Annotated in this window: 17 protein-coding genes; 8 read left to right on the forward strand and 9 right to left on the reverse strand. The window is 70.4% G+C overall.

The genetic code is table 11. The annotated features are described in order from the left end of the window. Positions 1-14 precede the first annotated feature (14 nt). The 5 genes from ACHBTE_RS18200 to ACHBTE_RS18220 form a co-directional block, all read right to left on the reverse strand. Positions 15-815, reverse strand: coding sequence for an ABC transporter permease (locus ACHBTE_RS18200; protein WP_394724957.1), 801 nt, complete (start codon positions 813-815; stop codon positions 15-17). Beyond that, a complete protein-coding gene (locus tag ACHBTE_RS18205; protein WP_394724958.1) occupies positions 816-1,745 on the reverse strand; it encodes an ABC transporter permease in 930 nt (309 codons plus the stop codon). Continuing rightward, positions 1,745-2,890 (reverse strand): ABC transporter ATP-binding protein, encoded by a 1,146-nt coding sequence (locus ACHBTE_RS18210; protein ID WP_394725032.1) that lies wholly within the window; start codon positions 2,888-2,890, stop codon positions 1,745-1,747. The genes ACHBTE_RS18205 and ACHBTE_RS18210 overlap by 1 nt, the downstream gene beginning before the upstream one ends. 5 nt (positions 2,891-2,895) lie before the next feature. After that, positions 2,896-4,143 (reverse strand): PotD/PotF family extracellular solute-binding protein, encoded by a 1,248-nt coding sequence (locus tag ACHBTE_RS18215; RefSeq protein WP_394724959.1) that lies wholly within the window; start codon positions 4,141-4,143, stop codon positions 2,896-2,898. 84 nt (positions 4,144-4,227) lie between these two features. Beyond that, positions 4,228-5,763: a gamma-aminobutyraldehyde dehydrogenase gene (locus ACHBTE_RS18220; protein WP_394724960.1), complete on the reverse strand. Its 1,536-nt coding sequence runs from the start codon at positions 5,761-5,763 to the stop codon at positions 4,228-4,230. A gap of 201 nt (positions 5,764-5,964) precedes the next feature. On the opposite strand from ACHBTE_RS18220, the gene ACHBTE_RS18225 reads away from it, so the two are divergent. Continuing rightward, positions 5,965-6,540, forward strand: coding sequence for an NADAR family protein (locus ACHBTE_RS18225; protein WP_394724961.1), 576 nt, complete (start codon positions 5,965-5,967; stop codon positions 6,538-6,540). A 340-nt stretch (positions 6,541-6,880) separates the two neighbouring features. Here ACHBTE_RS18225 and ACHBTE_RS18230 read toward each other — a convergent pair whose 3' ends face one another. After that, positions 6,881-7,726 carry a DUF4190 domain-containing protein gene (locus ACHBTE_RS18230; protein WP_394724962.1) on the reverse strand — a complete coding sequence of 282 codons (846 nt, stop codon included), beginning with the start codon at positions 7,724-7,726 and terminating at the stop codon, positions 6,881-6,883. Between the two features lie 154 nt (positions 7,727-7,880). Here ACHBTE_RS18230 and ACHBTE_RS18235 point away from each other — a divergent pair, with 154 nt between their 5' ends. After that, a complete protein-coding gene (locus ACHBTE_RS18235; protein WP_394724963.1) occupies positions 7,881-8,942 on the forward strand; it encodes an adenosine deaminase in 1,062 nt (353 codons plus the stop codon). A gap of 17 nt (positions 8,943-8,959) precedes the next feature. Further along, complete coding sequence (locus tag ACHBTE_RS18240; RefSeq protein ID WP_394724964.1) at positions 8,960-9,679, forward strand: glycerophosphodiester phosphodiesterase; 720 nt, start codon at positions 8,960-8,962, stop codon at positions 9,677-9,679. A gap of 72 nt (positions 9,680-9,751) precedes the next feature. On the opposite strand, the gene ACHBTE_RS18245 is transcribed toward ACHBTE_RS18240, so the two are convergent. Beyond that, the gene (locus tag ACHBTE_RS18245) at positions 9,752-10,288 is read right to left on the reverse strand and encodes a hypothetical protein (protein WP_394724965.1); all 537 of its coding nucleotides are present in this window, start codon (positions 10,286-10,288) and stop codon (positions 9,752-9,754) included. 127 nt (positions 10,289-10,415) lie between these two features. Here ACHBTE_RS18245 and ACHBTE_RS18250 point away from each other — a divergent pair, with 127 nt between their 5' ends. After that, positions 10,416-11,768, forward strand: coding sequence for a diacylglycerol/lipid kinase family protein (locus ACHBTE_RS18250; protein ID WP_394724966.1), 1,353 nt, complete (start codon positions 10,416-10,418; stop codon positions 11,766-11,768). A 175-nt stretch (positions 11,769-11,943) separates the two neighbouring features. On the opposite strand, the gene ACHBTE_RS18255 is transcribed toward ACHBTE_RS18250, so the two are convergent. Together ACHBTE_RS18255 and ACHBTE_RS18260 are read right to left on the reverse strand one after the other, a co-directional pair. After that, entirely contained in the window at positions 11,944-13,134 is a 1,191-nt protein-coding gene (locus ACHBTE_RS18255; RefSeq protein WP_394724967.1) for a spermidine/putrescine ABC transporter substrate-binding protein, read from the reverse strand. Positions 13,135-13,276: 142 nt separating this feature from the next. After that, positions 13,277-14,716: a gamma-aminobutyraldehyde dehydrogenase gene (locus tag ACHBTE_RS18260; RefSeq protein WP_394724968.1), complete on the reverse strand. Its 1,440-nt coding sequence runs from the start codon at positions 14,714-14,716 to the stop codon at positions 13,277-13,279. 168 nt (positions 14,717-14,884) lie between these two features. Here ACHBTE_RS18260 and ACHBTE_RS18265 point away from each other — a divergent pair, with 168 nt between their 5' ends. The 4 genes from ACHBTE_RS18265 to ACHBTE_RS18280 all read left to right on the forward strand — a co-directional run bounded on the left by ACHBTE_RS18265 (position 14,885) and on the right by ACHBTE_RS18280 (position 19,334). Beyond that, complete coding sequence (locus tag ACHBTE_RS18265) at positions 14,885-15,403, forward strand: Lrp/AsnC family transcriptional regulator (protein ID WP_394724969.1); 519 nt, start codon at positions 14,885-14,887, stop codon at positions 15,401-15,403. A 19-nt stretch (positions 15,404-15,422) separates the two neighbouring features. Next, positions 15,423-16,796 (forward strand): aspartate aminotransferase family protein, encoded by a 1,374-nt coding sequence (locus tag ACHBTE_RS18270; RefSeq protein WP_394724970.1) that lies wholly within the window; start codon positions 15,423-15,425, stop codon positions 16,794-16,796. Between the two features lie 241 nt (positions 16,797-17,037). Next, positions 17,038-17,778, forward strand: coding sequence for an ABC transporter ATP-binding protein (locus ACHBTE_RS18275; RefSeq protein ID WP_394724971.1), 741 nt, complete (start codon positions 17,038-17,040; stop codon positions 17,776-17,778). Further along, positions 17,760-19,334 (forward strand): hypothetical protein, encoded by a 1,575-nt coding sequence (locus ACHBTE_RS18280; protein WP_394724972.1) that lies wholly within the window; start codon positions 17,760-17,762, stop codon positions 19,332-19,334. The genes ACHBTE_RS18275 and ACHBTE_RS18280 overlap by 19 nt, the downstream gene beginning before the upstream one ends. Positions 19,335-19,404 lie beyond the last annotated feature (70 nt).

Here is a 19,404-nt window from a genome sequence, read left to right on the forward strand (position 1 = left end):
CTCCCTACAGGGGCTTATGCCTTTTGCTTCTTACGGCGGTTTCCGATGGCCATGGAGGCCAGGACGAACAGTACGGCGACGACGAACATGGCCGTACCGATGACATTGATCTGAACGGGGGTTCCGCGCTGCGCCGATCCCCAGACGAACATCGGGAAGGTGACGGTGGAGCCCGCGTTGAAATTGGTGATGATGAAATCGTCGAAGGAGAGCGCGAAGGCGAGCATCGCGCCCGCCGCGATACCCGGCGCGGCGATCGGCAGGGTGACCCTGACGAAGGTCTGGACGGGGCCGGCGTAGAGGTCCTGGGCGGCCTGCTCCAGCCTCGGGTCCATGGACATCACGCGTGCCTTGACCGCCGTGACGACGAAGCTCAGGCAGAACATGATGTGGGCGATGAGGATGGTCCAGAAGCCGAGCTGGGCGCCCATGTTGAGGAACAGGGTGAGCAGCGAGGCCGCCATGACGACCTCGGGCATCGCCATCGGCAGGAAGATCAGCGAGTTGATGGCGCCCCGCGCGCGGAACCGGTAGCGGACCAGGGCGAAGGCGATCATCGTGCCGAGGAGGGTGGCGCCGACGGTCGCCCAGAACGCGATCTGAAGGCTGACCGACAGCGATCCGCACATGCCGGAGACTCCGCACGGATCCTGCCAGGCGGCCGTGGAGAACTCCTGCCATTCGTAGTTGAAGCGCCCCTTCGGCTGATTGAAGGAGAAGACCGTCACCACGACATTGGGCAGCAGAAGATAAGCGAGCGTCAGCAGTCCCGCGATGACGACGAGATTGCGCTTGAGCCAGTTGACGACGGTCATTTAAACCAGATCCTCCGTGCCGGACCTGCGGATGTAGAGCGTCACCATGACGAGGATGGCGGCCATGAGAATGAAGGACAGAGCGGCGGCGGTCGGATAGTCCAGAATCCGCAGGAACTGGGTCTGGATGACGTTGCCGACCATACGGGTGTCGGTGGAGCCGAGCAGATCGGCGTTGACGTAGTCGCCGGCCGCCGGGATGAAGGTCAGCAGCGTGCCGGAGACGACGCCGGGCATCGACAGCGGGAAGGTGACCTTCCTGAAGACGGTGCTGGGCTTGGCGTACAGGTCGCCCGCCGCCTCGTGCAGCCGTGGGTCGATGCGCTCCAACGAGGTGTAGAGCGGCAGGACCATGAACGGCAGGAAGTTGTACGTCAGACCGCACACCACGGCGAGCGGTGTGGCCAGGACCCGGTCGCCCTGGGTCATGCCGAGCCAGCTGGTGACGTCCAGGACGTGCAGCGAGTTGAGGGCGCCGACGACCGGGCCGCCGTCCGCGAGGATCGTCTTCCAGGCGAGGGTGCGGATCAGGAAGCTGGTGAAGAACGGCGCGATCACCAGGATCATGACCAGGTTCTTCCAGCGGCCCGCGCGGAAGGCGATGAGGTAGGCGAGCGGGTAGCCGAGGACCAGGCACAGGATCGTCGCCGAGCCGGCGTAGAGCACCGAGCGCAGGAACTGCGGGTAGTACTCCGACAGGGCGTCCCAGTAGGTCGCGAAGTGCCAGGTGACCTTGTAGCCCTCCTCCAGCGAGCCCGTCTGCACGGACGTGGAGGCCTGGTAGATCATCGGCAGCGCGAAGAAGACGACCAGCCAGAGGATGCCGGGCAGCAGCAGCCAGTACGGCACCAGCCGGCCGCGCCTGCGGGGCGGCTTCTTCTCCGGCGCGGCCGGGCTGAGAGGCGGGGGCGCCTCGGTGAGGGTCGCCATCAGGAGGCCACCCCTTCGTCGACGCCGGCGTCGATGTCTTGGGCGGCGTCGAGCCCGAAGGTGTGGGCGGGGCTCCAGTGCAGGACCACCTCGGCGCCGGGCACCAGGCGGGTGTCGCGCTCGACGTTCTGGACGTAGACCTCGAAGTCCGGGCAGACGGCGCTGTCGACGACGTACTGCGTGGAGACGCCGATGAACGAGGTGGCCGCTATCTTGCCGGTGATGCGGTTGCGGCCCTCCGGTATCCCGCCCGCGTCGTCGGCGTGGGCGAGGGAGATCTTCTCCGGGCGTACGCCGACCAGCACCTTGCCGCCGGTCGTCGTGGGCGCGGAACATCGGGCCTCGGGCAGGACCAGCTTGCCGCCGCCCGCCCCCAGCACGATGTCGTCGCCGCTCCTGGAGTCGACCTCGGCCTCGATGAAGTTGGAGGTGCCGAGGAAGTTGGCGACGAAGGTGGTGCGCGGGTTCTCGTACAGGTCGGTCGGCGAGCCGAGCTGCTCGACGCGGCCCGCGTTCATCACGGCGACCGTGTCGGCCATCGTCATGGCCTCCTCCTGGTCGTGCGTGACATGGACGAAGGTGATGCCGACCTCGGTCTGGATGCGCTTGAGCTCAAGCTGCATCTGGCGGCGCAGCTTGAGGTCGAGGGCGCCGAGGGGCTCGTCGAGGAGCAGCACCTTGGGGTGGTTGATCAGCGCGCGGGCCACGGCGACGCGCTGCTGCTGGCCACCCGACAGCTGGTGCGGCTTCTTGCGGGCCTGTTCACCGAGCTGGACCAGGTCGAGCATCTCCTCGACCTGCTTCTTCACCGACTTGATGCCGCGCCGGCGCAGACCGAAGGCGACGTTCTCGAAGATGTCGAGGTGCGGGAAGAGGGCGTAGGACTGGAAGACCGTGTTCACCGGCCGCTTGTACGGCGGGAGTGCGGTCACGTCCTGCTCGCCGAGGTGGACGGTGCCGGAGGAAGGTTCCTCCAGGCCGGCGATCATGCGCAGGGTGGTGGTCTTCCCGCAGCCGGAGGCACCGAGCAGGGCGAAGAACGAGCCTTGGGGCACGGTCAGGTCGAGCGGGTGCACGGCGGTGAAGGAGCCGTAGGTCTTGGCTATGCCGGAGAGGCGGACGTCGCCGCCGGTGTCGTTCTTCATGGTGGTCACGCCCCTGTGAGCTTCGCGAACTTCTCTTCGTAGGCCGTCTCTTCCTTCGAGCTCAGTGAGCGGAAGGCATGGGACGCGGCCTGCATGGCCTTGTCGGGGAGGATCAGCGGGTTGTTCGCCGCGTCCTCGTCGATCTTCGCGAGCTCTTCCTTCACGCCGTCCACGGGGCAGACGAAGTTGATGTAGGCGGCGAGCTCCGCGGCGGGCTTCGGCTCGTAGTAGAAGTCGATGAGCCGCTCGGCGTTCGTCTTGTGACGGGCCTTGTTGGGGATCAGCATGTTGTCGCTGGAGGTCATGTAGCCGCTGTCCGGGATCAGGAAGTCGATGTCCGGGCTGTCGGCCTTGAGCTGGACCACGTCACCGGCCCAGGCGAGGCAGGCCGCGAAGTCGCCGTTGCTGAGGTCGGAGGTGTAGTCGTTGCCGGTGAAGCGGCGGATCTGCTTGCTGTCGACGGCCTTCTGGAGCCGGGCGACCGCCGCGTCGTAGTCGTCGTCCGTGAACCTGGCGGGGTCCTTGTCCATGTCGAGCAGCGTCATGCCGATGGTGTCGCGCATCTCGGTGAGCAGCCCGACGCGGCCCTTGAGCTTGGGGTTGTCCAGCAGGTCGGAGAGCGACTTCACCTCGACGCCGTCGAGCGCCTTCTTGTTGTAGGCGATGACGGTCGAGATGCCCTGCCAGGGGTAGGAGTAGGCCCGTCCCGGGTCCCAGTCGGGGTTGCGGAACTGCTGCGACAGATTGGCGAAGGCGTGCGGCAGATGGGACGGGTCCAGTTTCTGGACCCAGCCGAGGCGTATCAGGCGGGCGGCCAGCCAGTCCGTGAGGACGATGATGTCGCGCCCGGTGTCCTGTCCCGCCGCCAGCTGCGGCTTGATCTTCCCGAAGAACTCGTTGTTGTCGTTGATGTCCTCGGTGTACTTGACCGTGATGCCGGTCCGCTGCCTGAACTGCTCCAGCGTGGGATGACGCTTGCCGCTGTCGTCGACGTCCAGGTACTCGGTCCAGTTGGAGAAGTTGACCTGCTTCTCCTTCGCCGAGTGGTCCTCGGAGGACGTACCGCCCTCGGTCTTGCCGGCCGCGGGGATCCCGCAGGCGCTGAGTGTTCCCAGCCCGCCCAGCGCGAGCGCGCCGCCCGTGGAGGCGCGCAGCAGCGAACGGCGGGTCATGGCGGCCCGGCCGTTGCTCAGGCTGCGCCGCATGGCGGCCACTTGGGCCGGGGAGAGGCGGTCGGGCTCGTACTGCTCCATGCGCGTGGTGCCCTTTCCGGAGAGATCGGAAGGAAGGGGAGGCCGGCCGCGGGTCGGGCGGCCGGCTGCTCCCGTCTGATCTGGCTATCGGTCCCCGAAGACGGTGCGGTGCCAGTCCTTCCTGGCCACCGCCGTGTTGTCGAACATGACGTGCTTGATCTGGGTGTACTCCTCGAAGGAGTACGCGGACATGTCCTTGCCGAAGCCGGACGCCTTGTAGCCGCCGTGCGGCATCTCGCTGATGATCGGGATGTGGTCGTTGACCCACACACAGCCCGCCTTGATCTCGCGGGTGGCGCGGTTCGCCCGGTAGACGTCACGGCTCCAGGCGGAGGCGGCGAGGCCGTACGGGGTGTCGTTGGCCAGCCGGATCCCCTCATCATCACTGTCGAACGGCACGACGACCAGCACCGGACCGAAGATCTCGGACTGGACGATCTCGGTGTCCTGGGCGGCGTCGGCGATCAGGGTGGGCCGGTAGTAGGCGCCGTTCTTCAACTCGCCCTGGGGAGCCTCGCCACCGGTCACCACGCGCGCGTAGGCACGCGCACGCTCGACGAAGGCGGCGACCCGGTCCCGCTGGGCGTGGGAGATCAGCGGCCCGAGGTCGGTCCCCGGGGCGAACGGATCGCCGAGCCGGACGCTCTCCATGACGGCGGCGGTCCGCTCGACGAACTCCTCGTACAGCGGTCGCTGCACATACACGCGCGTGGCGGCCGTACAGTCCTGCCCGGTGTTGATGAGGGAGCCCGCGACGGCGCCGTGGACGGCGGCTTCGAGGTCCGCGTCGTCGAAGACGAGGAAGGGCGCCTTGCCGCCCAGCTCCAGATGGATCCGCTTCACGGTGGCGGTGGCGATCTCGGCGACGCGCTTGCCGACCGCGGTGGACCCGGTGAAGGAGGTCATGGCCACGTCGGGATGCCCGACGAGACGCTCACCGGCCTCCCGCCCGGTCCCGGTGACGATGTTGACGACCCCGTCCGGGATCCCCGCGTCGGTTGCGGCCTGGGCGAACAGGAGCGACGTCAACGGGGTGAGCTCGGCGGGCTTGAGCACGATGGTGTTGCCCGCGGCGATCGCCGGGAGGACCTTCCAGGCGGCCATCTGCAGGGGGTAGTTCCAGGGCGCGATGGACCCGACGACACCGATGGGCTCCCGGCGCACGTACGAGGTGTGGTCGCCGGAGTACTCCCCCGCGGACTGCCCCTGAAGGTGCCGGGCGGCACCGGCGAAGAACGACGTGTTGTCGACGGTCCCCGGTACATCGAACTCACGGGTCAGCTTCAGCGGCTTCCCGCACTGGAGGGACTCGGCGCGGGCGAAGTCCTCGGCCCGCTCGGCGAGGACGGCGGCGAAGCGGTGCAGCGCGTCGGAACGCTCGCCCGGCGTGGCCCCGGCCCAGCCGGGAAACGCCTCGCGTGCCGCCGCGACGGCGGCGTCCACATCATCGGTACCGGCCAGGTCGTACGTATAGACCTCCTCGCCTGTGGCAGGGTCGACGACGGCGTGCGTACGCCCCGAGGTCCCCTTCGCCGGTCGGCCCGCGATGTACTGCGCGCCCTCCGCGAAGCGGTCCTGGGCCGGGAATCGTTCCGGGGTGGCGGTGCCCGGGTTCTGCATGTCGCTCTCCTCCGTGTCCCCGAGGGTGGGGCCGGCGTGGCTCAGGCTCGATTTGAGTGCCGATCCTGACAGAGAGGGACGGCACCAACAAGTGATTCCGTTGTTGCCTTTTGGTTACGCAACGGAATCTGTCGACCAGGTGTCGAGTGGGCCGGAAAAACGCAGGACGGATTGTCGGTGGTGCGTGCCATGCTCGGAGGCATGGTCAAGATCGATTCTTGGGACGTCCTGGTCCAGGAGGTCCGTGCGGGGACGAGAGTCAGGTATCTGCACTTCTGGGGGCACCGGCCGCTGCCGGACGGCCGGGTGGGCGCGAGCTGTCTGAGCCAGTGGTGGCCGTCGCCGTTCACGGTGGACGGCGTGGCCTACGCGACGGCCGAGCACTGGATGATGGCCGGGAAGGCCCGGCTGTTCGGCGACGCGGAGGCGGAGCGGCTGGTGCTGGCGGCCGGGCACCCGTCGGAGGCGAAGAAGGCCGGGCGGCTCGTGCGGGACTTCGACGAGACGGTCTGGGCGCGCGAACGCTTCCGGATCGTCGTCGAGGGCTCCGTCCACAAGTTCGCCGCGCATCCGGACCTGCGCGGCTTTCTGCTCGGCACCGGGGACCGGGTGCTGGTGGAGGCGAGCCCGGTGGACCGGGTCTGGGGGATCGGCCTGACCGCACGCGACGAGGGTGCGGCGAACCCTGAGCGGTGGCGGGGGCCGAACCTGCTGGGGTTCGCGTTGATGGAGGCGCGGGAGCGGTTGCGGGGGCAGGATGCGGAAGGCTCCGCCTGAGGGGACGGGAGCTTTCGGGCACGGGATCCTCCGTCTGCGCGGGCGCCGCGCTTTCGGGCACGGAACGCTCCGTCTGCGCAGGCGACGCGCTTTCGAGAGCAGGACGCTCCAACCGGAGGGGCAGCGGGCTTTCCAGCACGGACGGCTCAGGCACAGAGGCCAGACCACCTACGGACACGGAACCCTCCGGCACAAGGGGCGCGGCGCCTTCGAGCACGAGACGCTCCGTCTGCGCAGGCGACGCGCGGGACGCTCCGGCGGGAGAGGCAGCGCTTCTTCAGCCAAGGGAAGGGTGCGGGTGCGCGCGGGGAACCCCGACGGAACTGCGCATCCGACCGACCTACAACGTCGTCCCGATCACCAGCGCCAGCATCCCCAGTGCCAGGACCACCCCGGCCGCCCCGCAGATGATCCCGGCCAGGGCCTGCCCCGGATTGGTCGCCTCGCCGCGTCGCGCCTTGCCCCGCCCGATCGCGCCGAAGATCAGGGCCAGCACGCCCACGACGATCGCCACCGGCCACAGGCAGAAGATCACCGCGGAGATGATCCCGAGCACCAGTCCTGCCGTACCCATCCCGTTGCTCGGCATGGGCTGCACACCGGGCCAGCCGTAGTAACCGCCCGCGCCCTGGGCGGCCGGGTAGCCGTGCCCGCCGGGATAGCCGTAGGGGACGTGCCCCGGCCCCTCGGGGCCGATCGGCGGCGGAGGTACGGGCTCACCGGGACCGGCGTAGGGACCGGGCGCCACCGGAGGCGCGAAGGGGTTGGCCGACGGCTGCGTCCAGGGCGAGGCCGGCGGCACGGCATCCCGTGGCTCGGGCGACGGTACGCCCGATGACGGCAGGGACGTGACCGTCTGCTGATCGTGCACGGACGGCGCGGACCAGGCCGGCGAGACGGGCGAGACCGGCGGCTCCTGCGAGGCGATGGTGTAGCCGGGGCCGGCGGGATGCGGGGGCGTGGCCGGAGCGGAGGACGGCGCGTGCCCGCTCGCGCTCGGAGGCGCCCACGGGTCCACCTCGGCCGGGGCCTCCGGTTCACCCGGCATCGCGTCACCCGGCGAGCTCTGCGGCTGTTTGTCCAACGAGGTCCTCGTCCCCTCCGCGCCCCCGCCCTGCGGCGCGGCCGGACCCCCCGGCACCTGCGAACCGTCCGGCGCTCGTGGTGTCCGTTCGTCGTCGGACATGCCCGGGACCCCCTCTTTCGTACCTGCCGTCATGCTAAGGCCCCGGCTCGGGCGGCGCCGTCCCGGCCTACGATGATCCCGAGTCACCGATCAGCCGATCACCCGCGCCGCACCGCCGGCTACCCGGCCGCGGACGCCGTTCCGGGGAGGAACCTTGACCGAACGTCTCGTCGACCCACACGCCCCGCGCGACCTGAAGGCCTTCATCGCCGGGCTGCCCAAGGCCGAACTGCACGTCCACCACGTCGGCTCCGCCTCCCCCCGCATCGTCGCCGAACTGGCCGCCCGGCACCCCGACTCCAAGGTCCCCACCGACCCCGAGGCCCTGGTCGACTACTTCACCTTCACGGACTTCGCCCACTTCATCGAGGTGTATCTGTCCGTCGTCGACCTGATCCGCACCCCGGAGGACGTACGGCTGCTGACCTACGAGGTGGCCCGCGACCTGGCCCGCCAGCAAGTGCGTTACGCCGAGCTGACCATCACGCCGTTCTCCTCCACCCGCCGGGGCATCGAGGCGAACGCGTTCATGTCGGCGATAGAGGACGCGCGCAAGGCGGCCGAGGCCGAGTTCGGGACGGTCCTGCGCTGGTGCTTCGACATCCCCGGCGAGGCAGGGCTGGAGGCCGCCGAGGAGACCACGCGGCTCGCCACCGACGACCGGGTGCGCCCGGAGGGACTGGTGTCCTTCGGGCTCGGCGGACCCGAGATCGGCGTGCCGAGGCCGCAGTTCAAGCCGTACTTCGACCGCGCGATCGCGGCCGGCCTGCACTCCGTGCCGCACGCCGGGGAGACCACCGGACCGGAGACGGTCTGGGACGCGCTCACCCACCTGCGGGCGGAGCGCATCGGGCACGGCACCAGTTCGGCGCGGGACCCCGAACTGCTCGCGCACCTCGCCGAGCACCGGATCCCGCTGGAGGTGTGCCCCACCTCCAACATCGCCACGCGCGCGGTCCGCGTGATCGAGGAGCACCCGATCAAGCAGTTCGTCGACGCCGGGGTCCTCGTCACCGTCAACTCCGACGATCCGCCGATGTTCGGCACCGACCTCGACAACGAGTACGCGGTCGCCGCCCGTCTGCTCGACCTCGACGAGCGGGGCCTCGCCGACCTCGCCAAGAACGCGGTGCACGCGTCCTTCCTCGACGAACCCGGCAAGGCGCGGATCGCGGCCGAGATCGACACCTACACCGCCGACTGGCTCGCCTCCTGACCGACCGGATGGGCCCCATGCAGAACGTGACCGCCGTCGCCCACCGCGGCGACCCCTACCGCGTCCGCGAGAACACGCTCGACTCGCTGCGCTCCGCGCTCGAACTGGGCGCGGACGCGGTGGAGATCGACGTACGGCTCACCAGGGACGGCGTACCGGTGCTGCTGCACGACGAGACGCTGAAGCGGCTGTGGGAGCAGGACCGGCCGCTGCTCGCGCTGTCGGCGGCCGAGGTGCGGGGGCTGACGGCGGGCGGGGTGCCGACGCTCGAGGAGGCGCTGGCGGCGTGCGACGGGAGCCGGGTGATGCTCGATCTGCCGGGCACGCCGGATGTGCGGGCGGCGCGCCGGGTGGTGGACGTCGTCCGCGCGTGCGACGCACAGGACCGCGTGTACTACTGCGCGGGGGCCCCCGCCATGCTCGCGGTGCGCGCCGCCGACCCGGCCGCCGAGATCGCGCTGACCTGGACGACGCTGGCGCCGCCCCGGCGCGGGCTGCTGGACGCGGTCCGCCCGCGCTGGCTGAACTACCGCTTCGGGCTGGTCGGCCGCGCGATCGCCGAGCGCGTCCATCGCGACGGCTGTCTGCTGTCCGTCTGGACCCCGGACACCCGGCGTTCCATGCGCCGGCTGCTGGACGCCGGCGTCGACTCGATCACGACCAACCGCATCGACGTCCTGCTCGGCGTGCGCGACACCTGGGCCCACCGGCAGCACTCCGCGACGGGGCGTGCGTAGCCCGCCTGACGAGATGACCGACGCCAGGGGCGACGGCCCGGCCGTCGCCCCAACGCTTCGCCTTCCCGGCGTTCAGCCGCTCACCGCGGCCCCCGCAGGCACTGCCGGCACGGTCGCCGTCAGCGCTTCCAGCCGCTTGATCTTCTTCCGTACGACATGCAGCGGGATCACTCCGAAGACGCCGAAGGAGATGTCGATCAAGGTCCACCAGAAGGGGATGCCGCGGATCGGCCCGCAGATGAGGGCGAGCGGGACGATGCCCGCGCAGGCGATCATCCCGAACTCGACGACCCAGATGTTGCGCACGGGGTCACGGTAGGGGCCGTAGAAGGCGACCGCGATGACGAGATGGGCGAAGGCCAGCCAGTCGGTGCCGTAGAGGAGGAAGGGGTGGTCGGCGTCCGCGGTGTCGAGTCCGCGCCGGACGCGTTCGATCCAGTCCATGAGACCGGGCAGGTGCTCCGGCACGGACAGGGTGCGCAACAGCTCCTCGGTCCAGCGCAGTTCATGAACGAGGGGGAACGCCGTGGCGCCGCTGAGCACCAGGCAGACGACGAAGAAGACCAGCCAGACACGGATGCCCTTCAGCAGGGCGGCTCTGTCGCTCATGGACGTAGCGTACGCCTGAGTTGAACATGTTCAAAAGCGGGGTTCGGCGGACGGAGGATTGACCCGGCCACGGCGGTGCATCCGGTTACGGAACGGTCCTACGATGTCCCGGGCGAACGGAGGAAGAATGGCCCTCGACCTGAGCGGGCGCGCCTATCTCAAGCAGCGGTGGGCGGCTCGTGCGGCGCTTCTCGCCGCGGGGCTCGCACTCCTCGTACCCCTGCTGTACGGCGGCGTCGGCGGTGTCCTGCTCCTGCTGGCCGGTGCTGCGGGCCTGGCCGTCAGCGCGGTCGCGGTGTGGTGGACGCTGACCCTGCGCGGGCCGCTGCGCTGGGTCGCCGCCCTGGTGGCGATGACGGTGCCGGCCGCCCTCGTCGCCCTGTTCGCGGCCACCCTCTTCTGGTCGCTGCTGGCGTCCGTGGCGCTGTGGACCGTGGCCGTCTGGAGCGGGCGTTACGCACTGCGGGGCACGGGCAGCTCGCGGGTGCGGGTGATGCGGGAGCGCAAGGCACCGCCCGTGCGGCGCCCCTTCCTGATCATGAACCCTCGCTCGGGCGGCGGGAAGGTGGTGCAGTTCGCCCTCAAGGAGAAGGCCGAGGCGCTCGGTGCCGAGGTCGTCCTCCTCGACCCCGAACAGCAGCAGGACGTCACCGCGCTGGCCCGCAAAGCCGTGGCCAACGGTGCGGACCTGCTCGGTGTCGCGGGCGGAGACGGCACCCAGGCGCTGGTCGCGGCCGTCGCCGCCGAGCACGACCTGCCGTTCCTGGTCATCAGCGCGGGCACCCGCAACCACTTCGCCATGGACCTCGGTCTGGACCGCGAGGACCCCTCCACCTGCCTCGACGCGCTCACCGACGGCGTGGAACTCCGTGTCGACCTCGGGTTCGCGGGCGAGCGGCCCTTCGTCAACAACGCCTCCTTCGGGGCGTACGCGGCCATCGTCCAGAGTCCCGGCTACCGCGACGACAAGATCGGCACCAGCCTGGAGCTGCTGCCCGACCTGCTCCTCGGCGAGCAGGGCCCCCAACTGACCGCCCGTGCCGCCGACACCACGCTCGAGACTCCGCAAGCCGTCCTGATCAGCAACAACGTCTACCGCACGGACGATCCCTTCGGCCTCGGCTACCGCGACCGCCTCGACGGCGGGGTGCTCGGGGTCCTCGGCATCCGGGTGGACAACGCGGCCCAGGCCGCGGCGCTCCTCCTGGCGCCCCACCCGCATGGCCTCACGATCCTCACCGCGACCGAGGTGGTCGTGGACGCCGATCGCGCAGAGATCGAGGCCGGCCTCGACGGGGAGGCCCTGCTGCTGCCCGCCCCGGTGCGCTGCCGTATCGCACCCGGCGCCCTGCGCGTCCGCGTCCCCCGCAGACGCCCCGGGGTCCCTCGCCGCAAGGCCCGCCTGGACTGGCGCCGGCTGCGCAAACTGGCGGCATCGGTGGGCCGCACGGCCGTACACCACCGGCATCACCAGCGGTGACGGCGCGGTCGGAGCAGTCGGGGCGATGGGCGCGGGCGACGCAGGCGGTGCGGGCAGCACGGGCAGCGCCAACGACCGCAGGCAGCGCGGGCAGAGGGCAGCGCAGGCGGAGCAGGCAGCGCCAACGACCCCAGACGGTGTGGGCGGTGCCGACGACGCAGGCGGTGTGAGCGCCTTACAGCCCGGCGACGGCGTTCCACCGCTTGGCGAAGTCCGTCCGCTCCCGGGCGGTGATGTCCCGCGCGATGGCGAGGCGTTCACGCATCTTCGTGTCCGGGAAGATCAGCGGGTCCTCGGCGAGGGCGGCGCTCTCCTCGTCCTTGGCGGAGGCCAGCACGTCCTGGGCGGCCGGGACCGGGCAGACGTAGTTGACCCATGCGGCCAGTTCGGCGGCGACCTCGGGCTCGTAGTAGTAGTCGATCAGCCGCTCGGCGTTGGTCTTGTGGCGGGCCAGGTTGGGGACCATCAAGGACTCCGACCACAGTTCGGCGCCCTCCTCGGGGACGACGAAGCGGATGTCGGGGTCGTCCGCCTGGAGCTGGATGACGTCACCGGAGTAGGCCTGACAGGCCAGTACATCGCCGCTGGACAGGTCCTTGATGTAGTCGTTGCCGGTGAAGCGGCGGATCTGGCCCTTGCGCACCTGCCGCTCGACCTGGTCGCAGACGGTGTGGAAGTCGTCGGCGGTCCACCGGGTGATGTCGATGCCGTTGCCCTGCATGAGCAGCGCGAATGCCTCGTCGAGGCCGGACAGCAGGGTCACCCGGCCCTTGAGGTCGCTCGCCCACAGGTCGGCCACGCCTTGTATCTCGCGGCCGAGCCGGCGGCGGTTGTACGCGATGCCGGTGATGCCGGACTGCCATGGCACGGTGAACTTCCGGCCCGGGTCGAAGGCCGGTGAACGCAGCAGCGGGTCCAGGTACTTCGTCACGTTCGGCTGACGGGCCCGGTCCATCTCCTGCACCCAGCCCAGCCGTACGAACCGGGCGCACATCCAGTCGCTGATGACGATGAGATCGCGCCCGGTGCGCTGATGGTTCATCAGGGAAGGGCTGATCTTGCCGAAGAACTCGTCGTTGTCGTTGATCTCCTCGATGTAGTCGACGGCGATGCCCGTGCGCTCACGGAAGGCGTCCAGCGTCGGCCGCCGCCGGGCGTCGGTGTCATCGGTGTCGATGTAGAGCGGCCAGTTCGCCCAGGTCAGCCGCTTGTCGGTGGCGGAGAGATCAGCGGCGGCCCGCTCGGCGGGCGGCACATAGGCGGCGGGCACACCGCACCCGGCGAGGCCGCCCAGCGCCGCACCGGCACCGAGCGCACGCAGCAGGTTCCGGCGGGACGGCAAGGAGCTCTTCGATGGAGGGACCATTGCCGCAGCATGCGGCCACGGCACCCGGCCGGGCAATCGACGCCGTGTCGAGCGAGAGGGCCCCGGCCGGACACCTTGTCACCCGAAAACACCGCAGCCCCGGACGGCACTTGGTGGCCGGTCCGGGGCTGCGGTGTGCGAACTACGCCTCCAGGGACGTCATCACGTGCTTGATCCGGGTGTAGTCGTCGAAGCCGTAGGCCGAAAGATCCTTGCCGTAGCCCGACTTCTTGAACCCGCCGTGCGGCATCTCGGCGACCAGCGGAATGTGCGTGTTGATCCACACACACCCGAAGTCCAGCGCCTTGGACATCCGCATCGCGCGCCCGTGGTCCTTGGTCCACACCGACGACGCGAGTGCGTACTCGACGCCGTTGGCCCACTTCACGGCCTGCGCCTCGTCCGAGAAGGACTGCACGGTGATGACCGGCCCGAAGACCTCCTTCTGGATGATCTCGTCGTCCTGCTTCACGCCCGAGACCACGGTCGGCGCGAAGAAGTAGCCCTTGTCGCCGACCCGCTTGCCACCGGCCTCCACGCGCGCGTGCGCCGGCAGCCGCTCGATGAAGCCCTCGACCTGCTTGAGCTGGTTGGGGTTGTTGAGCGGACCGAAGAGCACGTCCTCGTCGTCCGGCTGACCCGTCTTGGTGTCGGCGGCGGCCTTCGCGAGGGCGGCGACGAACTCGTCGTGGATCGCCTCGTGGACGAGGACGCGGCAGGCGGCCGTACAGTCCTGTCCGGCGTTGAAGAAGCCCGCGACGGAGATGTCCTCGACGGCCTTGGCGATGTCGGTGTCCTCGAAGACGACGACCGGCGCCTTGCCGCCCAGCTCCAGGTGGACCCGCTTGAGGTCCTTCGACGCGGACTCGGCGACCTGCATGCCGGCCCGCACCGAGCCGGTGATCGACGCCATCGCGGGGATGTCGTGCTCCACCATCAGGCGGCCGGTCTCACGGTCACCGGTGATGACGTTGAAAACGCCCTTGGGCAGGACCGAACCGATGATGTCGGCGATCAGCACGGTCGACGCCGGCGTGGTGTCCGACGGCTTCAGCACGACGGTGTTGCCCGCCGCCAGGGCCGGCGCGAACTTCCACACCGCCATCATCATCGGGTAGTTCCAGGGCGCGACCTGCGCGCAGACGCCGATCGGCTCGCGGCGCACGATCGAGGTCAGGCCCTCCATGTACTCACCGGCCGAGCGGCCCTCGAGCATCCGCGCCGCACCCGCGAAGAAGCGGATCTGGTCGACCATCGGCGGGATCTCCTCCGACCGGGTGAGCCCGGTCGGCTTGCCGGTGTTCTCCACCTCGGCGGCGATGAGTTCCTCGGCCCGCTCCTCGAACGCGTCCGCGATCTTCAGGAGGGCCTTCTGGCGCTCGGCGGGGGTGGTGTCACGCCAGGCGGGGAAGGCCCGGGCGGCGGCCTCCATGGCGGCGTCCACGTCCGCCATCCCGGACAGCGGCGCGGTCGCGTACGCCTCGCCCGTCGCGGGGTTGACCACCTCGGTGGTCCGTCCGTCGGCGGCGTCCCGGAACTCACCGTCGATGTAGTTGCGCAGACGACGCAGCTCGGTGCTCACTGCCGGCCTCCTGTCAGGTAGAGCTGTCCATTCTCTGAGACACCCACCCTAATCGGGGAGCCCACGTTTTCAACACCCCCACCGGCGCCACATCTGCGAAATCCGCAGGTCTCAGTCACGTAAACAACGAATTTCATCGCCTCGACCTTGCGGAACTGTCGAGACGTCGTGCACAGTGACGTCGTGGCCAGTCGAAGCGCAGACCCAAGGGACTCCCGCGAGTCCAGGAACGGCGGCAGTCCCCAGCTGGACGCCGTCTCCCTCGCCATCATCGAACAGCTCCAGCAGGACGGCCGCCGGCCGTACGCCGCCATCGGCAAGGCCGTGGGCCTGTCCGAGGCGGCCGTGCGCCAGCGGGTCCAGAAGCTGCTCGACCAGGGCGTCATGCAGATCGTCGCCGTCACGGACCCGCTCACCGTGGGCTTCCGCCGGCAGGCGATGGTCGGTGTGAACGTCGAGGGCGACGTGGAGTCCGTGGCCGACGCTCTGACCGCCATGTCCGAATGCGAGTACGTGGTGATGACCGCCGGGTCCTTCGACCTGATGGTGGAGATCGTCTGCGAGGACGACGACCACCTGCTGGACGTCATCAACAAACGCATCCGGGCCGTCGCCGGCGTGCGTTCGACGGAGAGCTTCGTCTACCTCAAGCTCAAGAAGCAGACCTACATGTGGGGAACCCGATAACCGTGAGGACCCGATAACCGTGAGCACCAACAGCCCTCAGGACCTCAGCAGGACCGCGTACGACCACCTGTGGATGCACTTCACCCGCATGTCCTCGTACGAGAACTCCCCCGTTCCCACCATCGTCCGGGGCGAGGGCACCTACATCTACGACGACAAGGGCAAGCGTTACCTCGACGGTCTCGCCGGCCTGTTCGTGGTGCAGGCGGGGCACGGCCGTGTCGAGCTGGCCGAGACCGCCTTCAAGCAGGCGCAGGAGCTGGCGTTCTTCCCGGTCTGGTCCTACGCCCACCCGAAGGCCGTCGAGCTCGCGGAGCGGCTTGCCGACCAGGCGCCGGGCGACCTGAACAAGGTCTTCTTCACCACCGGCGGCGGTGAGGCGGTGGAGACCGCCTGGAAGCTCGCCAAGCAGTACTTCAAGCTGACCGGCAAGCCCACCAAGCACAAGGTCATCTCCCGCGCGGTCGCCTACCACGGCACCCCGCAGGGCGCGCTGTCCATCACGGGCCTGCCGGCCCTCAAGGCCCCCTTCGAGCCGCTGGTCCCCGGCGCGCACAAGGTCCCGAACACCAACATCTACCGCGCCCCGATCTTCGGTGACGACCCGGAGGCCTTCGGCCGCTGGGCCGCCGACCAGATCGAGCAGCAGATCCTCTTCGAGGGCCCGGACACGGTCGCCGCGGTCTTCCTGGAGCCGGTACAGAACGCCGGCGGCTGCTTCCCGCCGCCGCCCGGCTACTTCCAGCGGGTGCGCGAGATCTGCGACCAGTACGACGTGCTGCTGGTGTCGGACGAGGTCATCTGCGCCTTCGGCCGCCTGGGCACCACGTTCGCCTGCGACAAGTTCGGCTACGTCCCGGACATGATCACCTGCGCCAAGGGCATGACCTCGGGCTACTCCCCGATCGGCGCCTGCATCATCTCCGACCGCCTCGCGGAGCCCTTCTACAAGGGCGACAACACCTTCCTGCACGGCTACACCTTCGGCGGCCACCCGGTCTCCGCGGCCGTGGGCCTGGCCAACCTCGACCTGTTCGAGCGCGAGGGCCTCAACCAGCACGTGCTCGACAACGAGGGCGCCTTCCGCGCCACCCTGGAGAAACTGCACGACCTGCCGATCGTCGGCGACGTCCGCGGCAACGGCTTCTTCTACGGCATCGAGCTCGTCAAGGACAAGGCGACGAAGGAGTCCTTCAACGACGAGGAGACCGAGCGCGTCCTGTACGGCTTCCTCTCCAAGGCCCTCTACGACAACGGCCTGTACTGCCGTGCCGACGACCGCGGCGACCCGGTCGTGCAGCTCGCCCCGCCGCTGATCTCCAACCAGGAGACCTTCGACGAGATCGAGCAGATCCTGCGCGCGACGCTGTCGGAGGCATGGACCAAGCTGTGACGCCCCCGGCCGTCGCGGCGGTCCCGGTCACCCCGCCGACCGGCGGAAGGTGATCTTCCGTCTGGATGATCAACACCGGCCCCGGTGCCGCCCGTTCGAGTGAGAACGGCGGCCCGGGGCCGTGTGCTGTCCGGGCTCCGGGTTACGGCTGCCTAGCGTTCCTGTGACCGATCGGCCGAGCCTTCGTTCCCCCGCACGGGGGATCAGGTACGGGAAACGGATCAGAAGCGAGGTGTACGTCATGGTGGCCCCGCCGGACAACGACGTGCTCTGGGCGCGCGCCCTGCACTTCACGTACAACGACGGCTCGCCGGCCCTCAGCGGTGTCTCGCTCGGTGTCCAGGAGGGTGAGGTCCTCGCCGTCGTCGGCCCGCGCGGGAGCGGCAAGACGACCCTCCTTCGGTGTCTGTCCGGTCTCGCGGCGGTCGGGCGCGGCGAGGTCTGGTTCAACAGCGTGCCCGTGCACACCATGAATCCGATGGCCCGCGAACGGCTGCGCCGCGACCGTTTCGGCTGGATCGACCCGGCCCCCTCCCTGCTCCCGGAACTGAACGTCTGGGAGAACGCCGCGCTCCCCCTGATGCTGCGCGGCACCAGCCGCCGCCGTGCCAAGGCGGCCGCGCTGGAGTGGCTGGAGCGCCTGGACGTCGGCGAGGTGGCCCGTAAGCGCCCGCACCAGCTGGTCCAGACCGATCGGCAGCGCGTCTGCATCGCCCGGGCGCTGGCCCCCTCGCCCACGGTCCTGTTCGCGGACGAGCCGACGGCCCCGCTGCACCGCGCCGACCGCGTCCAGGTCCTGCGCACCCTGACGACCGCGGCCCGCTCGCACGGCATCACCGTCGTCCTGGCCACCCACGACCCGGACGCGGCACCGCTCGCCGACCGCACCGTCGCCCTCCTGGACGGGCGGCGCGTGAACACGGTGCACCTGCCCCCGGTCAGCGAGTCGGAAGGCCGGGCCGCGTGCTCGCTCTCCGCCTGAGCCGCAGCGCCCAGCCCGCCGTACAGCTGCGCCGTCTGCTGGTCACGGCGGCCTCGGCGGGGACCGGCTTCCTGCTGCTGTGCGCTCTGGGCTACGCCATGTCCCACGCGGACTCCCCCGCCGCCTCCTTGCTGCGGCTGGCCTGGTGCGTGCCCCCGCTGGCCGCGACGATCCACTTCGCGGTGGCGGTGGCCCGGACCGACCCCGGCACCAGCCCGCGCCCCGGGCTCTCGGCGATCGGGCTGGGCCCGGCCCGGCTGATGGCCGTCTCGGCGGCGACCACGGCCCTGTCCTGCACCCTCGGCTCGATGCTCGCCCTGCTGTTCTTCCTCCATCTGCGCGGCGACCTCACGGGCATGCCCTTCGACGGCGCCGCGGCGGAGTTCCTCGCGGCGGACAGCCCACTGCCGCTGCCGGCCACCGTGACCCTGCTGGCGCTGGTACCGGCGATCGCGTCGGTGACGGTGGCGCTGGCCCTGCGCCCGAAGGAGCTGGGGCCCACCGGACCACGGGCCGCGGGTCGGCCGTACGGCCGATTCGGGGCGTACGGCAGGGCGGGGGCGCGGGAGACGTTCGGGGCGTACGGGAGGTTCGGGACGCATCTCGGGCGGGGCCAGGCGGCGGCGAACGGCGCCGCGAAGAACGGCACCGGCCCGGCGCAGGCAGGGAACGGCACCGGCTCCGCTCACGCGGCGGGCGGCCGAGCCGAGCCGCCGGCGCACGGCGAGACGGCCCCGGCCGTGCACAGCCAGGCTTCCCCGTCCGCGCAGGGCGACCGGACCTCGGAGGCGAGGCCCGGCCCGCAGGCTGACGGCGCCGAGCACACCCCTGCAGGCGAAACCCGCGCCCCGGCCACCGCACCGGCCACCGCCCAGGACGTCGCCTGGACCGACAGCCTGGGGCGCCCGGCCGACGACCAGCACCTCGTCGGCCTCCCGACCCTCCGCAAGCCCCCCGCCGGGCTGCCCTGGGGCGTCGCCGTCCTCGCCGCGGGCCTCGCCGTCGAGTCCTACGCCGGCCGCGCGGCGACCGGCACCGCGCTCACCATGCCCGCCGTGCTGCCCACCGGTCCCGCCGGGGTCGTCGTCGGCTGGCTGCTCACCGCGCTCGGTCTCGCCCTGGCCGCTCCGGGCCTCACCCACCTGTGCGGCCGTCTCCTGCAGTCCGCGCGGCCCGGCGCCCTGCGGCTGCTGGCCGGCCGGGTGCTGATGGACGAGGCGACCCGGATCGGCCGCCCCCTCGGCATCGTGTGCGCCGCCGCCTCCGCCGCGTACGCCATGGCGCCCCTGTCGGGCACGGCGGCGGCCCCGCCCTTCGGCCCGCTGACCGCCGTCGGCGTCGCCCTGGTGACCTCCTGCACCGTGGGTACGCTGCTCACGGCCGCCGTGGAGGCCAAGCAGGACCGCGCCGAGACCACGGCCGCCCTGCTGCGCCTCGGCGCCCCCACGACGCTGCTGCGCAGCGCCGCCGCTCTGCGGGCCGGTGTCCTGCTGGCCGTCTTCGGTCCGCTCACCCTGATCGTGGCCGAGCTGGCAGCCGTACCGCTGGCGCGCTGACGGCCCGTCGGGGCCGCCGGAAAAATCGTCGGAGAAAAAATCTCCCGACGGCGATGAGTTCCGGACGGAC

It is taken from the genome of Streptomyces sp. M41, from assembly GCF_043673425.1.
In the GTDB taxonomy this organism is placed as follows: domain Bacteria; phylum Actinomycetota; class Actinomycetes; order Streptomycetales; family Streptomycetaceae; genus Streptomyces.